This window comes from Wenzhouxiangella sp. XN24 (assembly GCF_011064545.1).
Lineage (GTDB): Bacteria > Pseudomonadota > Gammaproteobacteria > Steroidobacterales > XN24 > XN24.
The window spans coordinates 1-21,205 of sequence record NZ_JAAMFG010000031.1; the positions used below are offsets into that span (position 1 = coordinate 1).

Sequence of the window (21,205 nt, forward strand, 5' to 3'; positions counted from 1 at the left end):
CCGGCGACGCGCCCGCCGGCGGCCCGCCCCATGACGGCCGCCTGCCGCGCGGCAGCGCCCTGCCAGGCTACCCGGGCCGCCACACCGGCTGCCGCCACCGTGCTGAGGCCGAGCCGCGCAGCGAAAATCTCCTGCTCCTGCGCCTGCAGGGCCTCGGCGAAGGCCGCCGGGCGAAACGTCAGGCCTGCTGGGTCGGCGCCTTCGGGCAACGGCGCCGGCACGCGTTTCGGCTCGAGACGTCGGGCCAGTTCGGCCAGCCATCCGTCGCGGAGCGCCTGCCCCTGCACCTGCAGGCGCGCGGCGGCATCAGCCGAAAGTTGCGCCAGGGCCGTTTCCCAGGCGGGCTCCGGAAACAGGATCTCCTCCACACGCCGCGCCACGTAACCGTCCTCGGCCAGGTTCAGTCGCGCCAGCGCGGCCATCGACAGGCGGCTGTACTCCCCGCCCAGCGAGTAATACCAGTCGGCAAATTCCGGCAGGCGCTCCCGGACCTGGTCGAAAGTCCTGGTCACGCCGGCCTCGAGTTCGCGCTGCAGGACCGTGCGCGCGGCCGCAGAACCCGTGTTGAAATAGTCCCGCGAGAAAGCCTCCAGGGATTCGGCCTCGGCGGACTCGACCCGATAGTGGTCCGCACCGAGCTGGACGTGGATCCGCGGACCCGGCGTCCAGCCGCGCTGTAGCGTGCCGGTGACCAGTACGGCGAGGATCGCGAGGGCGAGAAGGCTCGCCAGCGTCCACAGCCGGTCCCTCCCTGCCCCGACGGAAATGCGATCAGCGCTCGCCGCGGTCATGCGTCCCCACCATCGTCAACACCCCATAAGCCATCAGCAGGTAAGACCACACGAAAAGCAGCCCTTCCGCAAACACCAGCAACCACCCCAGCAACTGCAGCACCGAAGTGCCGGGCGTCGGCATCAGCTGCTGGGCCAGCCACAGGCGCAAGCCGTCGAAGGCCGCCATGCCCTGCAACAGCGCCTGCGCCAGTGCGCTGCGCGCATGCTGCTGGTCCACCATGTGCCAGGCGGCCCGTTCCAGGCTCACGCCGGAGAAATCAGGATAGACCTGCCGGGCCGCGAGCGCGACCAGCACGCCCAGCAACACCAGTCCCGTCGCCAGGGCCGCCGCCCGCCAGCTCAAGAGCGGCAGGTAGGTCGCGGCGACATGCGACGCGAGGCGGCGATGCAGGATCCGGCGCAAGCCGACCAGCACCGGCATCGCTGCCGCGAGCGCGAGCCAGGCGGCGGGTGGCTCCAGGCGCGCAAGACCCAGGGCGAGCACCATGGCCAGGAGCCCTGCCAGCGCCAGCGCCCCGACTCCCATGAGCACCCCGCCGCGCAGGCGCATCTGCCACGGACTGCCGGCGGCGACATAAACGGACAACAGGGCGCGGCGCCGGAGCCGGGCCCGCTGGAAAAGCCCGGCGGTGATCGCTCCCGTGAGCAGGACCCAGCACGCAACGACGAGGGCGGTCGGCAGCAGCCGGACATACAGGTGGAACAGCCAGGCGACCGCCGTGGCCGCCACGAGGCAGAACAGGTCCCGGCCCGTCACGGGTCCGCTGTCGGCCAGGATCCGCTGTCGCCGGGCGGAGGGTTCACGATGCCGCGCACCAGTTCGAGATACTGGATGGTCGGATGATGACCCGTCAGCCACTGGACGGCGTCGCGGCCATCGGCACTCGCGCGGTAGCGTTCCCAGTCCTCGGACCGCGCCCACTGGAACAACTCGACCACCTTCGCGGCATCCTCGCTCAGGTAGACCAGCGCGGAAAGGAAGCCGGGGTGGTAACGCACACGGCGCTCGATGAAATCCGACAACTCGTTCGCGAAGCGTTCGCTCTCGCCGGGCGGACAGTCGAATATCAGCAACACGCTGAACGCGCCCTCGTGCACAGGTAAGGCTCTCATTTACCGCTTTTCCCTTTGCTGGTTTTCGCGAATCGCCGCTCAGTACCCTGCGGCGTGCCCGTCTTTGCGGGACTCGGACGCACCCACCCAGACCTCGCCGTCCCTGCGGATGGCCTGGTAACCGCCGTATCCCCCGTCATTGGCAACCTCGACCCGATGCCCGCGCCGCTGCAGTTCCTCGATCGCCGCCGCGGGGAATCCCTTCTCGAGGCGGACCACGCCGCCGTCAGTCATCCGCTCGCCCGTGGGCTCGCTGGAACCGTCGTGCCGCACGCGGGGCGCGTCGCCCGCCGCCTGGAGGTTCATGCCGAAATCGATCAGGTTGACCAGCACCTGGACGTGGCCCTGGGGCTGCATCCCGCCGCCCATCACCCCGAAACTCAGCCAGGGCTTGCCGTCGCGCGTCACGAACGCGGGGATGATCGTGTGGAAGGGGCGCTTGGCCGGCGCGTAAACGTTGGGGTGTCCGGGCTCGAGGGTGAACATCTCGCCACGGTTCTGCAAGCCGAATCCCAGTCCCGGCGGCGTCATGCCCGAACCCATGCCCCGGTAGTTGCTCTGGATCAGCGAGACCATGTTGCCGTCGTCGTCGGCGACCGTGAGATAGATCGTGTCACCCTGGCCGAGCACCGCGGGATCGCCATGCGGGAAGGCCTCCGCGGCCTTTTCGACGTCGATCAGCGCGCGGCGGCGCTCGGCGTAGTCCTTCGAGATCAGCGCCCCGGTGGGAATGTCGGAGAAGGCCGGGTCGGCATAGAAGCGGGCCCGGTCCTCGAAAGCGAGCTTCTTGGCCTCGACGAGCAGGTGCAGGTAATCGGGGCTGTCGAAACCCATCGCAGCGATGTCCCATGCCTCGAGAATGTTCAGCATCTGCAGCGCGGCGATCCCCTGGGTATTCGGCGGCAGCTGCCAGACGTCGTAGCCGCGGTAGTTCGTTGAGACCGGATCCACCCATTCGGAGCGATGCGCCGCGAAATCCTCGTAGGCCAGGAAGCCGCCGTTCGCCTGCAAGTAATCCGCCATGGTGCGGGCCATTTCGCCCCTGTAGAAAACGTCGCGTCCTTCGTCCGCGATGCGGGCATAGGTGTTGGCCAGCGCAGGATTGCGAAACACCTCGCCCTTGGCCGGGACCCGGCCCCCCGGCATGAAGACTTCCGCAAAGCCGGGGTATTGCTGCCGTTGCTCCGCGTTCTTTTCCCAGTAGTAGGCGATGACTTCCGGGACCGGAACGCCCTCCCAGGCGTAGCGGATGGCCGGCGCGAGCACTTTCTGCATCGGCAGCCGTCCGAATCGCTCGTGCAATTCGAACCAGCCGTCTACCGTCCCGGGCACGCTCACCGGCAGCGGCCCCAGCTTCGGAATACTCTCGTAGCCGTTGTCGAGGAACCACTGCAATTCAAGGCCCCGGGGCGAGCGCCCGCTGGCGTTCAGCCCCCGCAGCTGTTTCGACTCGGCGTCCCAGACGATGGCGAACAGGTCGCCGCCGATGCCGCAGCCGGTGGGTTCCACGAGGCCGAGCATGGCATTGGCTGCAATGGCCGCATCCACCGCGCTGCCCCCCGCCTTGAGGATATCGAGCGCCACCTGCGTCGCCAGCGGATGGCTGGTCGCCGCCATGCCGTGCGTGGCCATCACCTCCGAGCGGGTGACGAACTCCGGACCGGTGACGCGATCTGCGCTCATCGACATGCCTGACACCAGGGTGGCGCTAAGAAAGAACAGGCCGAGCCCTGCCCGGCGAAAACTCGAAATCCGCATAACTCTCCCCTGCATGATGCCCGACACGGCGCGCCCGTGAAATTCATCCCGCTCATTCCGTGGGCCGGAAACCGATCCGGCCGTTCTCGTAATCCACCGCGACGACCAGATCTCGCAAGGCCTGGGCACCGAACAACCCGTCGCGTGCCGCGCCCGGATCGGCGCCGCCGGGCTCGTCGGCCGCGGCAGCAGGCGGTTCGCACGGCACCGGCTCGACCGGGATGAGCAACCCCCCGACCGAGGCCACCGCCGGCGGCAGCGGTTCGTCGAGGCAGAGCCCGCCGCCACTCGCCGGCTCGAACTGCAACCTCACCCAGCGTCCCTCGCCTTGTTCGAATTCTACCCAGGCCTCGAAATACGGCACCCGCCGCAATACGGCCAGCCGGCTGACCGCCGGCATGCCGCCGACGTCGAAGCTGTTGCGTCGATGCAGTGACACGCGTCCCGCGCCCAGGTCGAGTTCCACCACGAAACGCCGCAAAAGATCATAGCCGATCACGCCTGCAGCTCCGCCGCCAGGCTGGCCGTGGGGCCAGTCGGAAGGATCCACCAGGAGCAGGCTCTGGTCCCGCAGGGCGACGCCTCCGAGCGCGAGGTGGCGCTGCTTGATCAACATCCCGCCGCGCACCCCGGGCAACAACGGGCCACGCAATGTCAGCCTCCCGGCCCCGATCGGGCCGAACCCCGCCGCCCTGGCGCCAGTCAGTCCGATGGCGCCGGCCGAGGCCTGGAACAGGAACGGGACCGGGTCACTGTCGTCGATGGACACCGGCAACCAGGGCCTCGCACCCGGCGTCGGCTCGAGCGCCAGGTGCGCCACGGCAGCACCTGCCGGCCACTCGGCCGGCGTGCCCTCGTTCGCATAAGCGAAGCGCAGCGTGTCGACCCGGCTGCAGCCTGATGCCGCAAGGATCAGCACGACGGCAAGAAACGCCCTCGCGCTCAGAACGGAATCCGTTCGTCGTGGATCGGAAACACCACCCGCAAGCTGTCGGGTTCGCGGCTGCGTTTCAGCTCGTATCCGGAATGATCGAACACCTCGACCATCTTGGTATTCGACGGCAGCATCTCGGCCTCGAACTGCTGGATGCCGTTGTCACGCGCGATTCTTATCAGGTGCTTGAGCAGCTGCGTGGCGACGCCCCGGCCCTGGAAATCGTCGCGCACGAGGAAGGCCACTTCCGCACGGCGCGGATCCACCGGCGGCTGTACCTCGATGTATCGGCCCACCGCGATGATGCCTTCCTCGTCCGGCGCCTCGGCGGCCAACGCCACGTGGCGGAAGAAGTCGAGCCGGGTGTAATAGTCCAGCTCGGCGTCGGAAAGCGTTCGCTTGGTCTCGAAATACCGGAAATACCGCGATTGCTGGCTGGAACGCTCGAACAGTTCGAGGACGGCATCACGGTCCCATTCGCGCAGGGCGCGAACGAAAAACGGCGTGCCGTCGATCAGGTAACCGAGTGCGCGATATTCACGATGGTCGGGAATGCTCATGGCTTCATGCCTCATGCTCTCTGCCACTGGTTGGAACGCGGCCGGTGGGTATGCGGGGGGCGGCTCGCTCGCAATGCGCCGCCTGGTCATCGAAGAAAATATGCGGGCGGAACGCCTCGAGGATTTCGGTCTTCGGCACGCCACCCAGGAAAAACGCCTCGTCCACGACGATACCCCAGGCGAGCAACGTGCGAATGACACGCTCGTGGGCGGGTCCGCCGCGCGCCGTCACCAGCGCCGTGCGAATCGGCGTGGCGCCTTCGCGTCCCGCGGCCCGTTGCAGGGCCGACAGCTTGTGCAGCAGGTTGGCGAAAGGGCCGGCCGGCAGCGGCTCTCGCGCCCGTTCCGCCTCGTGCCGGACGAACGCTTCGAGCCCGTCGGCCTGGAACACCCGCTCGGCCTCGTCGGAGAACAGGATGGCGTCGCCGTCGAACGCGATGCGGATCTCTTCCGCCGGTTCGAACGGGTCTTCGGGGCGATCGTAGAGCAGCGCCGCGGCCACTCCGCCATCGAGGGCGCGCCGCACATCGTCCTCGTATCCGGACAGGAAAAGGTCGACATGAAAGGCTTTCAGGTAGGGCGCGAGAGGCGCGCCCCCCGACAGGGCCGCGCGCGTGATGTCGAGTCCGTAGTGGCGGATGGAATTGAAGATGCGCAGGCTGGTCTCGGTGGAGTTGCGTGACATGACCACGACTTCGGCCCGGCGGGGGGCGCCCGGCGTGTTCAACCCCAGCACGGCCTGGGCCAGGGAAAACCCGGTGCCCGGCGGCAGGATCTCGTCCTCGCGGCTCAGCTGTTCTGCGCGGTAGGCGTCGAGCCCCGCGGAGACGAACAGGGCGTCCTCGCGGCGCAGGTCGAACAGGGCGCGCGAAGAAATGCCGACCACCAGGCATGCCGAGAGATCTTCAGCCAATGTTCCGCTCCATGGGGTGATTATCGCACCCGTTGCGGCAAAGCGTGAACGAAGCCTCCACCGGCCGCGAGGCCCGAAAAGAAAAGGCCGGGCATGGGCCCGGCCTTCCACGCATCTGCTGTGGCGCAGGCGTCGCCTACTCGCCGGCTGCCGTCTCCGGCTGGTCCACGAGCTGCACGAGCGCCATGGGCGCATTGTCGCCAGGGCGGTTGCCCATCTTGAGGATGCGCAGGTAGCCGCCCGGACGCGCACGGTAGCGCGGGCCCAGCTCGTTGAACAGCTTGCCGACGACCGCCTTGTCCCGCAGCCGGTCGAAGGCACGGCGACGCTGTGCGACGCCGTCCTGCTTGGCCAGAGTGATCAGCGGCTCGACGACCCTGCGCAGCTCCTTGGCCTTCGGCAGCGTGGTGCGGATGGTCTCATGGAGCACCAGCGACGACGCCATGTTGCGGTACATGGCGGTACGGTGGGGGCTCTTGCGGCCGAGTTGCCGACCTGATTTGCGATGACGCATTGCTCGTTATCCTGTTGTGAGGCGCGCTCAGGCAACCCGCTCGCTGTCGTGCTTCAGGCTGGCCGGCGGCCACCCCTCGAGACGCATGCCGAGCTGCAGCCCGTGATTGTCCAGCACCTGCTTGATTTCGGTCAGCGACTTCTTGCCGAGGTTCGGCGTGCGGAGCAACTCCACTTCCGTCTTCTGCACGAGGTCGCCGATGTAGTTGATGTCCTCGGCCTTCAGGCAGTTCGCCGAGCGCACCGTCAGCTCCAGCTCGTCCACCGGCTTGATCAGGATCGGATCGATAGTCTTGTCGCCCGGTTCCGGGCCAATGCCTTCGCCCTGCAGGTCGACGAACACGGCGAGCTGGTCCTTGAGGATCGCGCCCGCGCGGCGAATCGCCTCTTCCGAGTCGATCGTCCCGTTGGTCTCGATATCGAGAATCAGCTTGTCGAGATCGGTGCGCTGCTCGACGCGCGCCGCATCGACCGTGTAGGCGACGCGCCGCACCGGGCTGAAGGATGCATCGAGCTGCAGGCGGCCGATGGGCCCGCTCTGCTCCTCGAAATTCGGCCGCTGCGTGACCGGCTGGTAGCCGCGCCCGCGCTGCACCTTGAGCCGCATCGACAGGTTGCCGGCCTTGGTCAGCGTGGCGATCACCAGGTCGGGGTTGATCACTTCCACGTCGTGCCCGGTCTCGATGTCCGCGGCCGTGACGACGCCCGGGCCCTTCTTCGACAGCACCAGGTCGATCTCGTCGCGGGTGTGCATCTTCACCGCCAACTGCTTGAGGTTCAGCAGGATGTCGACGACGTCCTCCTGCACCCCTTCGATGCTGGTGTATTCATGGAGCACGCCGTCGATCTCGGCCTCCACCACGGCACAGCCGGGCATGGAGGACAAGAGGATACGCCTCAGCGCATTGCCCAGCGTGTGACCGAAACCGCGCTCGAGCGGCTCGATGGTGACCTTGGCCCGGGTCCGGCTTTCCGGCTGGACCTTGACCACGCGGGGGCGCAAAAATTCGTTGACCGATGCCTGCATGGGCTTCAGTGCCTCGCAATTACTTGGAATAGAGCTCGACGACCAGGTTTTCGTTGATGTCGGGCAGGATGTCGTCGCGGTCGGGCAGCTGCTTCAGCACGCCGCTCATCTTGGTCTGATCCACTTCGACCCATTCGGGGAAACCGGCTTCCCCCGCCAGCTGCAGGGCGTTCTGCACGCGCAGCTGCTTCTTGGCCTTCTCACGGATCGCGATCTCGTCCCCCGGGCTCACCTGGTAGGACGGAATATTCACCACCTGGCCGTTCACGGTGATGCCCTTGTGGCTCACCAGCTGGCGGGCCTCGGCGCGGGTGGACGCAAAGCCCATCCGGTAGCCGACGTTGTCCAGGCGGCCCTCGAGCAGCTTCAGCAGGTTCTCACCGGTGGAGCCCTTCTGCTGGGCGGCCCGCTTGTAGTAGTTGCTGAACTGCCGTTCGAGCACGCCGTACATCCGGCGCAGCTTCTGCTTCTCGCGCAGCTGCAGGCCGTAGTCGGAAATGCGCGGACGACGCTGCGGCGCCCCGCCGGGAGGCACCTCGAGTTTGCACTTGGACTCAAGCGGCCGGACGCTGCTCTTCAGGAACAGGTCGGTGCCCTCGCGACGGGAGAGCTTGCACTTCGGTCCCAGGTATCTAGCCATAGTATTAAGAGCCTCTGCGGGTCAGACCCGGCGCTTCTTGGGCGGCCGGCAGCCGTTGTGGGGGATCGGGGTCACGTCCTCGATGTTCGTGACACGAAAGCCCACGGCGTTGAGCGAGCGGACGGCGGACTCGCGTCCCGGCCCGGGGCCCTTGACGCGGACTTCCACGTTTTTCACGCCATATTCGGCGGCCGCATTGCCGGCCTTCTCGGCGGCGACCTGCGCCGCGAAGGGCGTGCTCTTGCGCGAACCGCGGAAACCGCAGCCGCCCGACGTCGCCCAGGACAAGGCATTGCCCTGGCGGTCGGTGATCGTGATGATCGTGTTGTTGAAGGAGGCGTGGATATGCGCAATCGCATCCACGACCTGCTTCTTGATCTTCTTGCGTACCTTGGGGGCTTGCTTGGCCATTCGTTCGAAACCTTAGCGTTCGCGTGGGTGCCGCTCGCGCGGCGCCTGGTTATTTCCTGACCGGTCGGCGCGGACCCTTCCGCGTCCGGGCGTTGGTACGGGTCCGTTGACCGCGCATCGGCAGCCCCCGGCGATGACGGATGCCGCGGTAACAACCGAGATCCATCAGCCGCTTGATGTTCATCGACGTCTCGCGGCGCAAATCGCCCTCGACGACAATCCGTGCAACCTCCGCGCGCAAGCTCTCCACCTCCGGCTCGGTGAGATCCCGGACCTTGGTGTCAGGCGAAACGCCTGCCGCGGCACAGATTTTCTGCGCACGGGAATTGCCGACCCCGAAAATATGGGTCAACGCGATGACTGTGTGCTTGTTGGCTGGGATGTTGATCCCGGCAATACGGGCCATTAACGCCGTCTCCTATCGCTCACGCGAAGCCGATCATTGTGCCTGATTCGGCGCTCGTCTTCAATGTTCATCAACCCTGCCGCTGCTTGTGACGCGGATCCGAGCAAATCACCCGGATGACGCCACCACGGCGAATGATCTTGCAGTTCCTGCAGATCTTCTTGACCGATGCACGTACTTTCATTGCTCTCTCCTGGTTCCGCGCCGGTCAGCGGATTTGTCCGGCGCGGCCGTAGCCTTTCAGGTTGGCCTTCTTCAGCAGGCCGTCGTACTGGTGGCTCATCATGTGGGCCTGCAACTGGGACATGAAGTCCATGCTGACGACCACGATGATCAGCAGGGACGTGCCGCCGAAGTAGAACGGCACGTTCCAGTACATGATCATGAATTCCGGCATCAGGCAGATGAGCGTGATGTACATCGCGCCCCAGAACGTCAGCCGGGTCAGGACGCTGTCGATGTATTCCGCCGTCTGCTGCCCCGGGCGGATGCCTGGAATGAATGCGCCGGACCGCTTCAGGTTGTCGGCGGTCTCGCGGGAATTGAACACCAGCGCCGTGTAGAAGAAGCAGAAGAAGATGATCAGGCCGGCATAGATCAGCGTGTAGACAGGCTGTCCCGGCGCGAGGCTGGAGGCCATGGTCTGCAGCCAGCCCATGCTGTCCGCCGTGCCGAACCACTGCGCCACGGTCGCCGGGAACAGGATCAGGCTCGAGGCGAAGATCGGCGGGATGACGCCGGCCATGTTGAGCTTGAACGGCAGGTGCGTCGTCTGGCCCTGGTACATGCGCCGCCCCTGCTGGCGTTTCGCATAATTGACGGCGATACGCCGCTGCCCCCGCTCCACGAAGGCCACGAAGGCGGTCACGGCCAGCACGAGGAAGAACAGGACGAGGGCGAGGGCCGCCGGCATTTCGCCGTTGCGGACGAGCTCCAGCGTGCCGCCGAGGGCCGAGGGCAGGCCGGCCACGATGCCCGCCATGATGATCATGGAGATGCCGTTGCCGATGCCGCGCTCGGTGACCTGCTCGCCGAGCCACATCAGGAACATCGTGCCCGTGACCATCGTCACGCAGGCGATGAACACGAACTGCGGGCCGGGATTGATGACCACGCCCTGGTTCTGGAAGGCGATCGCCGCGCCGATCGACTGGAAGGTCGCGAGCCCGAGGGTGCCGTAACGGGTGTACTGCGTGATGCGACGGCGCCCCGATTCGCCTTCCTTCTTGATCGCGGCCAGCGACGGCACGACGACCGACATCATCTGCATGATGATGGAGGCGGAGATGTACGGCATGATGCCGAGCGCGAGGATCGACAGTCGCTCCAGCGCGCCGCCGGAGAACATGTTGAAGACGCTGAGGATGGTGCCTTCCTGCTCCTGGAAGAAGCGGGCCAGCGCCACGGGATCGATGCCGGGCACGGGAATGAACGTCCCGATCCGGTACACCACGAGGGCGCCCAGCAGGAAGAACAGCCGCTTGCGGAGGTCGCCCAGTCGGGCGGCCTCGCCAAGGGCCGTAGCCGGATTCATGCTCGTCGGTGACTTCGCCACATCAACTCCGCGTTCTCGCCCGGTTGCCACGCGGCACCGGCCGAGGTCTCGTTATTCCTCGATCTTTCCGCCCGCCGCCTCGATCGCCGCACGGGCGCCGGGCGTCACGGCCAGTCCCTTGATGGTCACGGCCTTGTCGATCTTGCCGGAAGCAATCACTTTAACGCGCTTCACCTGCTGCCCCACCAGCCCGGCCGACTTCAGCGCCAGGAGGTCCACTTCGCCCTCGAGGCTGGCCAGCTCGCCGAGCCGCAGCTCGCCCGAAAGCCCGCGTCGCGGTGACGCAAAACCCACCTTCGGTAGGCGGCGCTGCAGCGGCATCTGGCCGCCCTCGAAGCCCACCTTGTGGTAACCGCCGGAGCGGGCATGCTGGCCCTTCATGCCGCGGCCGCAGGTCTTGCCCTGGCCGGCGGAATGGCCGCGGCCGAGCCGCTTCGGCGCCTTGCGCGCACCGGCGCCACGCTTGATATCGTTGAGACGCATCTCAGACTTCCTCTACCTGTAGCAGGTACGAGACCTTGTTGATCATGCCCCGGTTCTCCGGGGTGTCGGCCACGACCACGCTGTGGTTCATGCGACGCAGGCCCAGGCCGCTGACGCAGGCCCGGTGACGGGCGATGCGGCCGGCGGTGCTCTTGACCAGTTTCACGCGCAGCTGGCGGGGGTTTGCAGTGTTGTCAGCCATCGTTCTAACCCAGGATCTCGTCGACCGTCTTGCCGCGCTTCGCCGCGATCTGCTCCGGGGAGCTGATGCCGGTCAGGCCCTTGATGGTGGCCTGCACGACATTGATCGGGTTGCGCGACCCGTAACTCTTCGCCAGCACGTTGCGCACGCCGGCGCATTCGAACACCGCGCGCATCGCGCCGCCGGCGATGACGCCCGTACCGTCCGAGGCGGGCTGCATGTACACCTTCGTCGCGCCGTGGTGGCCCTCGGTGGCGTACTGCAAGGTGTCGTCCCGCAACTGGATGCGACGCATGTTCTTGCGCGCCGCCTGCATCGCCTTCTGGATTGCGACAGGCACCTCGCGCGCCTTGCCGTAGCCGTAGCCGACACGACCGGAGCCGTCGCCCACGACGGTGAGGGCGGTAAAGCCGAACTGGCGACCCCCCTTCACGACCTTGGCCACGCGGTTCACGGTGACGAGCTTCTCAATGAAGTCGTCGCCGGCGCTGTTTCTTTCTGCTGCTGCCATTGTTCAACTGTCCCCGGGCGTTTGCCTAGAACTCGAGACCATGCTCGCGGGCCGCATCGGCCAGGGCCTTCACCCTGCCGTGATAGCGGAACCCCGAGCGGTCGAAAGCCACCTTGGTCACGCCGGCGGCCCTGGCCGCCTCGGCGATCGCCCGGCCAACGGCCGCGGCGGCTGCGATATTGCCTGTCTTTTCGATCCCTTCGCGCACCGCGGGCTGCAGCGTCGACGCCACGGCCAGCACCTTCCCGCCATCCGGCGAAATGACCTGCGCGTAGATGTGACGCGGCGTGCGATGGACGCTGAGGCGGTTGTACCCCAACTCCCGGATCTTGGACCGGGCGCGGCGCGCGCGCCGAATGCGTGAAACTTTCTTTTCCATTTCTCGCCCGCCCTACTTCTTCTTCGCTTCCTTCATGACCACGCGCTCTCCCGAGTACCGCACACCCTTGCCCTTGTAGGGCTCGGGCGGACGATAGCGACGGATATCCGCCGCCACCTGGCCGACTTTCTGTCGATCGATGCCCTTGACCAGCACTTCCGTCTGGCTGGGGGTCTCGATCGTGATCCCCTCCGGAACCGGGTAGGCCACGGGGTGCGAGAATCCCAGCGTCAGGTTCAGGACCTTGCCCTGCGCCTGCGCGCGGTAACCGACGCCGATGAGCTCGAGCTTCTTCTGGAAACCCTCCGATACGCCCTGCACCATGTTGGCGAGCAATGCCCGCACGGTACCGGCCATCGCACCCGAGGGCTTCTCCTGCCCCGGCGTACGGATCTGCAGCTCGGCGCCTTCCTGGGCGATCTCGACCGACGGGTCGATATCGAGCGAAAGCTCTCCCTTCGGACCCTTGACCACGGCGCGCCGGCCGTCGAGCTTGAACTCGACGCCCTTGGGCAATGGAACCGGTACCTTGGCGACTCTGGACATCGTTCTATCTCGCAGTTCGTAGGCCGTGCCGGTCAGGACACGACGCAGATGACTTCACCGCCGCGACCCTTGGCGCGGGCTTCCCGCTCGCTCATCAGGCCGTCGGAGGTCGATACGATCGCAACCCCGAGCCCGCCGAACACCGTCGGCAGGTCGTCCTTGCCGCGATAGACCCGGCAACCCGGCTTGCTGACACGCTTGAGCTGGTCGATGACCGGCCGGCCCTCGTGGTAGCGCAGCGTCACGAGCAACTCTTCCTTGTTGTTGCCGCCATCCTCGATGCTGAAGCCGTCGATGTAGCCCTCGTCCTGAAGCACTTTCAGGATGGCTTTCTTGACGCCCGAGGACGGCATGCGCACCTGGGCCTTGCCGGCCTTCTGGCCGTTACGAATCCGCGTCAGGAGGTCCGCGATGGGATCGGTCATGCTCATTTATTGAATCCTCAGCCTGTCTCTCGCGCTTACCAGCTGGCCTTGCGCAGCCCGGGAACCTGGCCGCTCATGGTCGCTTCGCGCAACTTGTTACGCCCGAGGCCGAATTTCCGGTAATAGCCACGCGGCCGACCCGTGATCGCGCAGCGATTGCGCAGCCGCGTCGGGCTGGCGTCGCGCGGCATGCCGGCGAGCTTCGCCACGGCCTCGAGGCGCTCTTCGTCGCTCGAGTTCGGGTCGATGACGATCGCCTTCAGCTTGGCACGCCTGGCGGCGTACTTGGCCACCAGCTTTTCGCGACGCTTCTCGCGCATGATCATGGATTTCTTGGCCATAGACTTGCGGTCCTCTATTTCCGGAACGGGAACTGGAACGCTTCGAGCAGTGCCCTGCCTTCCGCGTCGTTCTTCGCCGTCGTCGTAATCGTGATGTCCATGCCCCGGATCGCATCGACCTGGTCGTAATCGACCTCGGGGAAAATGATCTGTTCCTTGACGCCGAGGCTGTAATTGCCCTGGCCGTCGAAGGACTTGACCGACAGGCCGCGGAAATCGCGCACACGCGGGATCGCCACGTTGATCAGCCGATCGAGGAACTCGTACATGCGCTCGCGGCGCAGCGTGACCTTGCAGCCCACCGGCATGCCGTCGCGCAGCTTGAAGCTGGCCACCGACTTGCGGGCCTTGGTGATCACGCACTTCTGCCCGGCGATCGCATCCATGTCGCGCGCGGCATTGTCGACGATCTTCTTGTCCGCAACCCCCTCGCCGACACCCATGTTGACCGTGATCTTGCTGATCCGCGGCACTTCCATGGGATTCTTCAGCTCCAGGCGCTCCATGAGCGCGGGCAGCAGTTTCTCTTCGTAATGTTCTTTGAGCCTGGCCATAGTTCACCCGGACGCCGTCAGACGTCCACGACCTCGTTGTTCGACTTGAAATACCGGACTTTCTTGCCGTCCTGCAGCGTCCGGATCCCGACACGATCGCCCTTCTTGGCGAGCGGGTTCCACAACATCACGTTCGACGCCTGCAAGGGCATTTCCTTTTCCACGATGCCACCGGCCACGCCGCGCTGCGGGTTGGGGCGCTGGTGCTTCTTGACGACGTTGATGTTTTCCACGAGCACGCGGTCATCCTCGAACACGCGCAGCACGGTGCCGCGGCGGCCCTTGTCGCGACCGGTGATGACGATGACCTCGTCGCCTTTCTTGATCCTGTTCATGCCTTGCTCCCGGGCGCCTAGATAACTTCGGGCGCGAGCGAGATGATCTTCATGAAATTCCCGGTCCGCAGCTCGCGGGTCACGGGCCCGAAAATACGCGTACCGATGGGCTCGAGCTTGGCGTTCAGCAGCACCGCTGCGTTGCCGTCGAAACGGATCAGGGACCCGTCCGGACGACGCACACCCTTGCGGGTACGCACCACCACGGCGTTGTACACCTCGCCTTTCTTCACCTTGCCGCGCGGGATCGCGTCCTTGACGCTCACCTTGATGACGTCGCCGACACCCGCATAGCGCCGCTTGGAGCCACCCAGCACCTTGATGCACTGGACGCGCCGCGCCCCGCTGTTGTCTGCCACCGTCAGGACGGTCTGCATCTGGATCATGACTGCACTCTCTTAAGTCGTCCTGCTGCCGTTCAGCGCACAGTGGCGCGATCGACGATCTCGACCACCCGCCAGGCCTTGCGCCTGGACTGGGGCCGGGTCTCGGCGATGTTCACCGTGTCGCCGATGCGGCACTCGTTGTTTTCGTCGTGGGCCAGCACCTTGGTCGTCCGGCGAATGTACTTGCCGTACAGCGGGTGCTTCACCAGGCGCTCCACCGAAATGGCCGCCGTCTTGTCCATGCGGTCGCTGACGACCTTGCCCGTCACGATGCGGACCTTGCTGTCGGACCCGTTCTCGATGGTCTCGCTCATCACGCCTTACCTTTTGCTTCGTCGCGGCTCTTCTCGCCGAGTACGGTCTTGACTCGCGCGATGTCCTTGCGCACCTTGCCGAACTGGTCGGGCCGCGCCATCTGGCCGGTCGCCCGCTGCATCCGCAGGTTGAACTGCTCGCGGCGAAGCTTCAGCAGCTCCTCCTTCAGTTCGACCGGGGTCTTGCCACGCAGATCTTTCGCTTCCATCACATCACCTGCCGGGACACGAAGGAGGTGCCGAAAGGCAACTTGGACGCCGCCAGGCGAAACGCCTCGCGCGCCACTTCCTCGCTCACGCCTTCCATCTCGTACAACACCTTGCCGGGCTTGACCTGGGCGACCCAGTACTCCACGGCGCCCTTGCCCTTGCCCATGCGGACCTCGAGGGGCTTCTTGGTGATCGGCTTGTCCGGAAACACGCGGATCCAGATCTTGCCGCCGCGCTTCACGTAACGGGTCATGGCGCGACGCGCCGCCTCGATCTGTCGGGCGGTGAGCCGTCCGCGGGTCGTGGCCTTCAGGCCGAACTCGCCGAAGGACACGTCGGCACCACGCTGCGCGAGGCCGCGGTTACGTCCCTTGAACTGTTTCCTGTACTTGGTGCGTTTCGGTTGCAGCATCCCGGTACTCCTAGCTCGCCGCGACTTCGGCCGGTGCCGGCGCGGGCTTGTCGAGCACTTCGCCCTTGAAGATCCAGACCTTGACGCCGATCACGCCGTAGGTGGTCCGGGCCTCGGCGAAGCCGTAGTCGATTTCCGCCCGGAAGGTGTGCAGGGGCACGCGGCCCTCGCGATACCACTCCGAACGCGCGATTTCCGCGCCGTTGAGCCGCCCCCCGACCTTGATCTTCACGCCCTGGGCGCCGAGGCGCATCGTGTTGGTCACGGCGCGTTTCATGGCGCGGCGGAACATCACGCGACGCTCGAGCTGCTGGGCGATCCCCTCGGCCACCAGCTGCGCGTCGAGCTCCGGCTTGCGGATCTCGGCGATATTGATGCGCACGTCGCCCATCGGCAGCGACAGCATGTCGGCCACTTCGCGACGCAGCTTCTCGATGTCCTCGCCCTTCTTGCCGATCACGATGCCCGGCCGCGCCGTGTGAATCGTGATGTGGGCCTTGCGGGCCGGACGCTCGATCTGGATACGGCTGACGGAGGCCTGCGAAAGCCGCTTGCGCAGCAATCCGCGGATCTTGTGATCCGTGTGCAGGTACTCGGGGAAGTTCTTCGTGTCGGCGAACCAGCGGGAGTCCCACTCCCGTGTGATACCGAGACGAATGCCGATTGGATGTACTTTTTGACCCATGAATAACTTTCCCGTGCTACTCGTCTGCCACCTGGACGGTGATATGACTGTTGCGCTTGATGATCCTGTTGCCGCGCCCCTTGGCCCGCGCCCGGAAGCGCTTCAGGGTCGGCGCCTCGTCGACCATGACCAGCGAAACCTTCAGCTCGTCGATGTCTGCGCCGTGGTTGTGCTCCGCGTTGGCGATTGCCGACTCGAGCACCTTCCTGACCATGTGCGCCGCTTTCTTCGGCGTGAACTGGAGGGTCTGCAACGCAGCGCCGACAGACTTGCCACGGATCATGTCCGCGACCAGCCGGCACTTCTGCGGCGAGATCCTGGCATAGCGAAGCCTGGCTGCTACCTGCATCTCGATGACTCCTACTTCGACTTCCGGTCGCCCGAATGGCTCTTGAAGGTCCGCGTCTGGGCAAACTCGCCGAGCTTGTGCCCGACCATGTTTTCCGAGATGAGCACGGGCACATGCTGACGGCCGTTATGCACGGCGATGGTCAGGCCCACCATGTTGGGCACGACCATGGAGCGGCGCGACCAGGTCTTGATCGGCCGGCGGTCGTTCCTGTCTTGCGCAGCCCGCGCCTTGGCGAGCAGGCTGGCTTCGACGAAAGGTCCCTTCTTGATCGAACGTGGCACGGCTAAACCTCTCCGTTCCCTTACTTGCGACCGCGGCGACGAACGATCATCGCGTCGGTCCGCTTGTTCTTGCGGGTCTTGTAACCCTTGGTCGGCACACCCCACGGCGTCGTGGGGTGCTTGCCGAAGTTGCGTCCCTCGCCACCACCGTGCGGGTGATCGACGGGGTTCATCACCGTACCGCGGACCGTCGGACGGACCCCGCGCCAGCGGCTTGCGCCGGCCTTGCCGAGCTTCCTGAGGGAATGCTCGCCGTTGCCGACCTCTCCGACCGTCGCGCGACAGTCGATGTGCACCTTGCGGGTCTCGCCGGAGCGCAACCGCAGCGTGGTGTGCATGCCCTCGCGTGCGGCGATCATCACCGAGGTCCCGGCGCTGCGCGCGATCTGCGCGCCCTTGCCGGGCTTCATCTCGACGCAATGCACGGTCGAGCCCACCGGGATGTTCCTGAGCGGCAGCGCGTTGCCCGGCTTGATCGGCGCCTCGGCACCCGACATCAGCGGATCGCCCTCGGACACGCCCCGGGGCGCGATGATGTAGCGGCGCTCGCCGTCGGCGTACAGCAGCAACGCGAGATGGGCGCTGCGGTTAGGATCGTATTCCAGCCGCTCCACGCGGGCGGGCACGCCGTCCTTGTCGCGGCGGAAGTCCACGATCCGGTAACGCTGCTTGTGACCGCCGCCCTGGTGGCGCACCGTGATCCGGCCCACGTTGTTGCGCGCGCCGGTGCGGTTCTTCTTCGCCAACAGCGGCCCGTAGGGCTCGCCCTTGTGCAGGCCCGGCGTCTTCACCTGGACGACGAAACGTCGCCCTGCGGAAGTCGGTTTTGCTTTCTGTACTGCCATGAGTCTCAGTCCTGTCCTTGCGCGGCCGGCCTATTCGCCGCCCAGGAAATCAATGGTCTGGCCTGCAGCCAGGCTGACGTAGGCCTTCTTCCAGTCCGAACGGCGCCCGGTCATCGCGCCGAATCGCTTGGTCTTGCCCTTGACCACGGCGATCTGGACGCCCTCGACCTTGACCTCGAACATCAGCTCGACGGCCTTGCCGATTTCGGCCTTGGTCGCGTCCCGGCGGACCTTGAACACGACCTGGTTGCCCTGCTCGGACGCCAGCGTGGCCTTCTCGGATACGTGCGGCTCGAGCAGCACGGTCATCAGGCGTTCCTGATTCATCCCAGGTTCTCCTCGACGCGGCGCAGTGCGGCCACGGTGATCACGACGTGCTCGTGGCGCAGCAGGCTGACCGGGTCCAGCGCGGACGCCTCCAGCATCTCGACATGCGGCAGGTTGCGCGAAGCCAGCCAGAGCTTCTCCTCGAACGCCTCGATGACGAACAACCCGCCCGTCACGCCGAGGCTCTTCATCTGCTCGACGAACAGCTTCGTCTTCGCTTCCGCCAGCTCCAGCGACTCGACCACGATCAGCCTTTCCTGGCGGACCAGCTCGGAGAGCAGCGAGCGCATGGCGCCGCGATACATCTTCCGGTTGACCTTCTGCTCGAAGTTGCGCGGCTTCGCGGCGAAGGCGCGACCGCCGCCGACCCAGATGGGGCTGCGGATCGTGCCTGCGCGCGCGCGCCCGGTGCCCTTCTGGCGCCAGGGCTTGATGCCGCCGCCCGATACTTCGGAACGGGTCTTCTGCGCCTTGGTGCCGGACCGGCCGGCCGCCATGAACGCCGTGACGACCTGGTGGATCAGGGACTCGTTGAATTCCTTGCCGAAGGCCAGCTCGGAAACCTGCAGGTCCTTGCCCGCCGCGCCATGCAGCTGGAGTTTCATAGCCATGTTCTTAACCCCGCGCCTTGGCTGCCGGCCGAACGATGACGCGGCCATTGCGCGCGCCGGGCACGGCGCCCTTGATCAGGAGGAGATTGCGCTCCGCGTCGACGCGGAAAACGGTGAGATTTTGTGCAGTGCGATTGACCGCGCCCATGTGGCCGGACATCTTCTTGCCCTTGAAGACGCGGCCCGGCGTCTGGTTCTGGCCGATCGAGCCCGGCACGCGGTGCGACACCGAGTTGCCGTGGGTCGCGTCCTGCATGTGGAAATTGTGCCGCTTCACGGTGCCGGCGAAGCCCTTGCCGATGGTCATGCCCGACACGTCGACGACCTGGCCGTCGGTGAAGCTGTCCACCTTGATCTCGGCGCCCGGGGCGAGGTCCGCACCCTCGTCCGCGCCGAGGCGGAACTCCCACAGGCCGACCCCCGCTTCGATGCCGGCACGGGCGTAATGGCCGGCCTGCGCCCTGGTGACGCGGGACGGCTTGCGGCTGCCCATGGTCACCTGGACAGCGCGGTAGCCGTCCGTGTCTTCCGTCTTGACCTGGGCCACCCGGTTGGGCAACGCCTCGATCACGGTCACCGGCACCGAGGCACCGTCTTCCGTGAACACGCGGGTCATGCCGCACTTGCGGCCAACGAGACCGATCGCCATCTTGTCTATTCCTCTATCACCGCACCGACTTCGTTTGGCCGGCGCTGCACTTTGGTTCGGTACCGCCTGCGCCGCAACCCGAAAACCGGGCCTGCCAATTGCGAAGGCGGAAACAGATGCCGCGGCATCCTCAAATCAGCGGCCTGGCACAGTAATCCATGCCAGGCCGCAGGGAGCCCGCTACTATACTCGGGACGTCCCGTCAGTTCAACTTGATCTGCACATCCACGCCCGCCGGCAATTCCAGCTTCATCAGGGCGTCGACGGTCTTGTCCGTCGGGTCGAGGATGTCCATCAGGCGCTTGTGCGTGATCAGCTCGTACTGGTCGCGCGCGTCCTTGTTGACGTGCGGGGAGACCAGGACGGTGAAGCGCTCCGTCTTGCTCGGCAGCGGGATCGGCCCCCGGACGGCGGCGCCCGTGCGCCGCGCCGTCTCGACGATCTCCCGGGCCGAATTGTCGATCAACCGGTGATCGAAAGACTTCAGCCGAATGCGGATGTTCTGGTTTGCCATGGTCTTGTATCCAGTGTGCCCGGTCGGGCTTATTCGTAAATCTTTGCGACCACGCCGGCGCCGACGGTGCGACCGCCTTCGCGGATGGCGAAGCGCAGGCCCTCTTCCATCGCGATCGGCGCAATCAGCTCCACCACCATCTGCACGTTGTCGCCCGGCATCACCATCTCCACACCCTCAGGCAACTCGCACATCCCCGTCACGTCCGTCGTGCGGAAATAAAACTGCGGCCGGTAGCCCTTGAAAAACGGCGTATGACGACCACCCTCGTCCTTCGCCAGGATGTACACCTCGGCCTGGAACTTCGTGTGCGGCGTGATCGAACCCGTCTTCGCCAGCACCTGGCCACGCTCTACGTCGTCACGCTTCGTACCGCGCAGCAGCACGCCCACGTTGTCCCCCGCCTGGCCCTGGTCCAGCAGCTTGCGGAACATCTCGACGCCCGTCACCGTCGTCTTCGTGGTATCACGGATGCCCACGATCGACACCTCGTCGCCCACCTTCACGATGCCGCGCTCGATACGTCCCGTCACCACCGTGCCACGTCCCGAAATCGAGAACACGTCCTCGATCGGCATCAGGAACGCACCATCAATCGCACGCTCCGGCTCCGGAATGTAACTGTCCATCGCGTCCACCAGCTTCAACACCGACGGCACGCCAATCTCGCTGTCATCACCCTCGAACGCCTTCAGCGCCGAACCCGTGATGATCGGCGTGTCGTCCCCGGGGAACTCGTAGGTGCTCAGCAAATCCCGAACCTCGAGCTCCACCAGCTCCAGAAGCTCGGCATCGTCCACCATGTCCGCCTTGTTCAGGTACACCACGATATAAGGCACACCCACCTGCCGCGCCAGCAGAATGTGCTCCCGCGTCTGCGGCATCGGACCATCCGCCGCCGACACCACCAGGATCGCACCGTCCATCTGCGCCGCACCCGTGATCATGTTCTTGATGTAGTCCGCATGACCCGGACAGTCCACGTGCGCGTAATGCCGGTTCTCCGACTGGTACTCCACGTGCGCCGTCGCAATCGTGATGCCGCGCGCCTTCTCCTCCGGCGCCTTGTCAATCTGGTCGTAGGCACTCACCTCACCACCAAACTTCTCCGCCATCACCTTCGTCAACGCCGCCGTCAAGGTCGTCTTGCCATGGTCAACATGGCCAATCGTCCCCACATTCACATGCGGCTTCGTACGCTCGAATTTCGACTTGGACA

36 protein-coding genes are annotated in these 21,205 nt (G+C 65.8%); all 36 read right to left on the bottom strand.

Features of this window, described 5'->3' with window-relative positions; all coding sequences use genetic code 11:
• Positions 1–791: hypothetical protein (locus G6032_RS07310; RefSeq protein ID WP_165281493.1), on the bottom strand; the 791-nt coding region annotated here is incomplete at its 3' end.
• Positions 772–1,551 carry a hypothetical protein gene (locus tag G6032_RS07315; protein WP_165281494.1) on the bottom strand — a complete coding sequence of 260 codons (780 nt, stop codon included), beginning with the start codon at positions 1,549–1,551 and terminating at the stop codon, positions 772–774. The genes G6032_RS07315 and G6032_RS07310, both read right to left, overlap by 20 nt.
• Positions 1,548–1,907: an antibiotic biosynthesis monooxygenase gene (locus G6032_RS07320; RefSeq protein WP_165281495.1), complete on the bottom strand. Its 360-nt coding sequence runs from the start codon at positions 1,905–1,907 to the stop codon at positions 1,548–1,550. Before G6032_RS07320 ends, G6032_RS07315 begins: the two co-directional genes overlap by 4 nt.
• A gap of 39 nt (positions 1,908–1,946) precedes the next feature.
• Positions 1,947–3,665, bottom strand: a complete 1,719-nt coding sequence (ggt, locus tag G6032_RS07325) for a gamma-glutamyltransferase (protein WP_165281496.1) — start codon at positions 3,663–3,665, stop codon at positions 1,947–1,949.
• Between the two features lie 52 nt (positions 3,666–3,717).
• Positions 3,718–4,584, bottom strand: coding sequence for a hypothetical protein (locus G6032_RS07330; RefSeq protein ID WP_165281497.1), 867 nt, complete (start codon positions 4,582–4,584; stop codon positions 3,718–3,720).
• Positions 4,585–4,607: 23 nt separating this feature from the next.
• The gene (locus G6032_RS07335; RefSeq protein ID WP_165281498.1) at positions 4,608–5,159 is read right to left on the bottom strand and encodes a GNAT family N-acetyltransferase; all 552 of its coding nucleotides are present in this window, start codon (positions 5,157–5,159) and stop codon (positions 4,608–4,610) included.
• Between the two features lie 4 nt (positions 5,160–5,163).
• A complete protein-coding gene (locus tag G6032_RS07340; protein WP_240902079.1) occupies positions 5,164–6,072 on the bottom strand; it encodes a 5'-nucleotidase in 909 nt (302 codons plus the stop codon).
• Positions 6,073–6,208: 136 nt separating this feature from the next.
• The gene (rplQ, locus tag G6032_RS07345) at positions 6,209–6,586 is read right to left on the bottom strand and encodes a 50S ribosomal protein L17 (protein WP_165281500.1); all 378 of its coding nucleotides are present in this window, start codon (positions 6,584–6,586) and stop codon (positions 6,209–6,211) included.
• A gap of 27 nt (positions 6,587–6,613) precedes the next feature.
• Entirely contained in the window at positions 6,614–7,612 is a 999-nt protein-coding gene (gene rpoA / locus G6032_RS07350; RefSeq protein WP_165281501.1) for a DNA-directed RNA polymerase subunit alpha, read from the bottom strand.
• 19 nt (positions 7,613–7,631) lie between these two features.
• Positions 7,632–8,252 (bottom strand): 30S ribosomal protein S4, encoded by a 621-nt coding sequence (gene rpsD / locus G6032_RS07355; protein WP_165281502.1) that lies wholly within the window; start codon positions 8,250–8,252, stop codon positions 7,632–7,634.
• Positions 8,253–8,273: 21 nt separating this feature from the next.
• Complete coding sequence (rpsK, locus tag G6032_RS07360) at positions 8,274–8,663, bottom strand: 30S ribosomal protein S11 (protein ID WP_165281503.1); 390 nt, start codon at positions 8,661–8,663, stop codon at positions 8,274–8,276.
• A gap of 49 nt (positions 8,664–8,712) precedes the next feature.
• On the bottom strand, positions 8,713–9,069 hold the full coding sequence (gene rpsM / locus G6032_RS07365) for a 30S ribosomal protein S13 (protein ID WP_165281504.1): 357 nt from the start codon (positions 9,067–9,069) through the stop codon (positions 8,713–8,715).
• A 70-nt stretch (positions 9,070–9,139) separates the two neighbouring features.
• Complete coding sequence (gene rpmJ, locus G6032_RS07370) at positions 9,140–9,253, bottom strand: 50S ribosomal protein L36 (RefSeq protein ID WP_165281505.1); 114 nt, start codon at positions 9,251–9,253, stop codon at positions 9,140–9,142.
• A 24-nt stretch (positions 9,254–9,277) separates the two neighbouring features.
• Positions 9,278–10,603, bottom strand: a complete 1,326-nt coding sequence (gene secY, locus G6032_RS07375; RefSeq protein WP_165281526.1) for a preprotein translocase subunit SecY — start codon at positions 10,601–10,603, stop codon at positions 9,278–9,280.
• 72 nt (positions 10,604–10,675) lie between these two features.
• On the bottom strand, positions 10,676–11,107 hold the full coding sequence (rplO, locus tag G6032_RS07380; protein ID WP_165281506.1) for a 50S ribosomal protein L15: 432 nt from the start codon (positions 11,105–11,107) through the stop codon (positions 10,676–10,678).
• Position 11,108: 1 nt separating this feature from the next.
• Positions 11,109–11,309: a 50S ribosomal protein L30 gene (gene rpmD, locus G6032_RS07385; protein WP_165281507.1), complete on the bottom strand. Its 201-nt coding sequence runs from the start codon at positions 11,307–11,309 to the stop codon at positions 11,109–11,111.
• 4 nt (positions 11,310–11,313) lie between these two features.
• The gene (gene rpsE / locus G6032_RS07390) at positions 11,314–11,820 is read right to left on the bottom strand and encodes a 30S ribosomal protein S5 (protein ID WP_165281508.1); all 507 of its coding nucleotides are present in this window, start codon (positions 11,818–11,820) and stop codon (positions 11,314–11,316) included.
• Between the two features lie 25 nt (positions 11,821–11,845).
• Positions 11,846–12,199 (bottom strand): 50S ribosomal protein L18, encoded by a 354-nt coding sequence (gene rplR / locus G6032_RS07395; RefSeq protein WP_165281509.1) that lies wholly within the window; start codon positions 12,197–12,199, stop codon positions 11,846–11,848.
• Between the two features lie 12 nt (positions 12,200–12,211).
• Positions 12,212–12,745: a 50S ribosomal protein L6 gene (rplF, locus tag G6032_RS07400; RefSeq protein ID WP_165281510.1), complete on the bottom strand. Its 534-nt coding sequence runs from the start codon at positions 12,743–12,745 to the stop codon at positions 12,212–12,214.
• A 32-nt stretch (positions 12,746–12,777) separates the two neighbouring features.
• The gene (gene rpsH / locus G6032_RS07405) at positions 12,778–13,176 is read right to left on the bottom strand and encodes a 30S ribosomal protein S8 (protein WP_165281511.1); all 399 of its coding nucleotides are present in this window, start codon (positions 13,174–13,176) and stop codon (positions 12,778–12,780) included.
• A gap of 29 nt (positions 13,177–13,205) precedes the next feature.
• Entirely contained in the window at positions 13,206–13,511 is a 306-nt protein-coding gene (rpsN, locus tag G6032_RS07410) for a 30S ribosomal protein S14 (protein ID WP_165281512.1), read from the bottom strand.
• A gap of 14 nt (positions 13,512–13,525) precedes the next feature.
• The gene (rplE, locus tag G6032_RS07415; protein WP_165281513.1) at positions 13,526–14,065 is read right to left on the bottom strand and encodes a 50S ribosomal protein L5; all 540 of its coding nucleotides are present in this window, start codon (positions 14,063–14,065) and stop codon (positions 13,526–13,528) included.
• Positions 14,066–14,082: 17 nt separating this feature from the next.
• A complete protein-coding gene (gene rplX / locus G6032_RS07420; protein WP_165281514.1) occupies positions 14,083–14,400 on the bottom strand; it encodes a 50S ribosomal protein L24 in 318 nt (105 codons plus the stop codon).
• A gap of 17 nt (positions 14,401–14,417) precedes the next feature.
• A complete protein-coding gene (gene rplN / locus G6032_RS07425; RefSeq protein ID WP_165281515.1) occupies positions 14,418–14,786 on the bottom strand; it encodes a 50S ribosomal protein L14 in 369 nt (122 codons plus the stop codon).
• Positions 14,787–14,818: 32 nt separating this feature from the next.
• A complete protein-coding gene (rpsQ, locus tag G6032_RS07430; protein ID WP_165281516.1) occupies positions 14,819–15,100 on the bottom strand; it encodes a 30S ribosomal protein S17 in 282 nt (93 codons plus the stop codon).
• Positions 15,100–15,309 (bottom strand): 50S ribosomal protein L29, encoded by a 210-nt coding sequence (gene rpmC / locus G6032_RS07435; protein WP_165281517.1) that lies wholly within the window; start codon positions 15,307–15,309, stop codon positions 15,100–15,102. Before rpmC ends, rpsQ begins: the two co-directional genes overlap by 1 nt.
• Positions 15,309–15,722 (bottom strand): 50S ribosomal protein L16, encoded by a 414-nt coding sequence (gene rplP / locus G6032_RS07440; protein WP_165281518.1) that lies wholly within the window; start codon positions 15,720–15,722, stop codon positions 15,309–15,311. The genes rpmC and rplP overlap by 1 nt, the downstream gene beginning before the upstream one ends.
• Positions 15,723–15,732: 10 nt before the next feature.
• Positions 15,733–16,407, bottom strand: coding sequence for a 30S ribosomal protein S3 (gene rpsC / locus G6032_RS07445; RefSeq protein WP_165281519.1), 675 nt, complete (start codon positions 16,405–16,407; stop codon positions 15,733–15,735).
• A gap of 16 nt (positions 16,408–16,423) precedes the next feature.
• Positions 16,424–16,756 carry a 50S ribosomal protein L22 gene (gene rplV / locus G6032_RS07450; RefSeq protein WP_165281520.1) on the bottom strand — a complete coding sequence of 111 codons (333 nt, stop codon included), beginning with the start codon at positions 16,754–16,756 and terminating at the stop codon, positions 16,424–16,426.
• 11 nt (positions 16,757–16,767) lie between these two features.
• Positions 16,768–17,040: a 30S ribosomal protein S19 gene (gene rpsS / locus G6032_RS07455; RefSeq protein ID WP_165281521.1), complete on the bottom strand. Its 273-nt coding sequence runs from the start codon at positions 17,038–17,040 to the stop codon at positions 16,768–16,770.
• A 20-nt stretch (positions 17,041–17,060) separates the two neighbouring features.
• Positions 17,061–17,885: a 50S ribosomal protein L2 gene (gene rplB / locus G6032_RS07460; RefSeq protein WP_165281522.1), complete on the bottom strand. Its 825-nt coding sequence runs from the start codon at positions 17,883–17,885 to the stop codon at positions 17,061–17,063.
• A 30-nt stretch (positions 17,886–17,915) separates the two neighbouring features.
• Entirely contained in the window at positions 17,916–18,212 is a 297-nt protein-coding gene (rplW, locus tag G6032_RS07465; protein ID WP_165281523.1) for a 50S ribosomal protein L23, read from the bottom strand.
• Positions 18,209–18,817 (bottom strand): 50S ribosomal protein L4, encoded by a 609-nt coding sequence (rplD, locus tag G6032_RS07470; protein ID WP_165281527.1) that lies wholly within the window; start codon positions 18,815–18,817, stop codon positions 18,209–18,211. Before rplD ends, rplW begins: the two co-directional genes overlap by 4 nt.
• A 10-nt stretch (positions 18,818–18,827) precedes the next feature.
• Positions 18,828–19,472 (bottom strand): 50S ribosomal protein L3, encoded by a 645-nt coding sequence (gene rplC, locus G6032_RS07475; RefSeq protein ID WP_165281524.1) that lies wholly within the window; start codon positions 19,470–19,472, stop codon positions 18,828–18,830.
• A gap of 202 nt (positions 19,473–19,674) precedes the next feature.
• The gene (rpsJ, locus tag G6032_RS07480; RefSeq protein WP_165281525.1) at positions 19,675–19,986 is read right to left on the bottom strand and encodes a 30S ribosomal protein S10; all 312 of its coding nucleotides are present in this window, start codon (positions 19,984–19,986) and stop codon (positions 19,675–19,677) included.
• A gap of 29 nt (positions 19,987–20,015) precedes the next feature.
• The coding region (gene tuf, locus G6032_RS07485; protein ID WP_165281262.1) for an elongation factor Tu at positions 20,016–21,205 on the bottom strand (1,190 nt) is incomplete at its 5' end.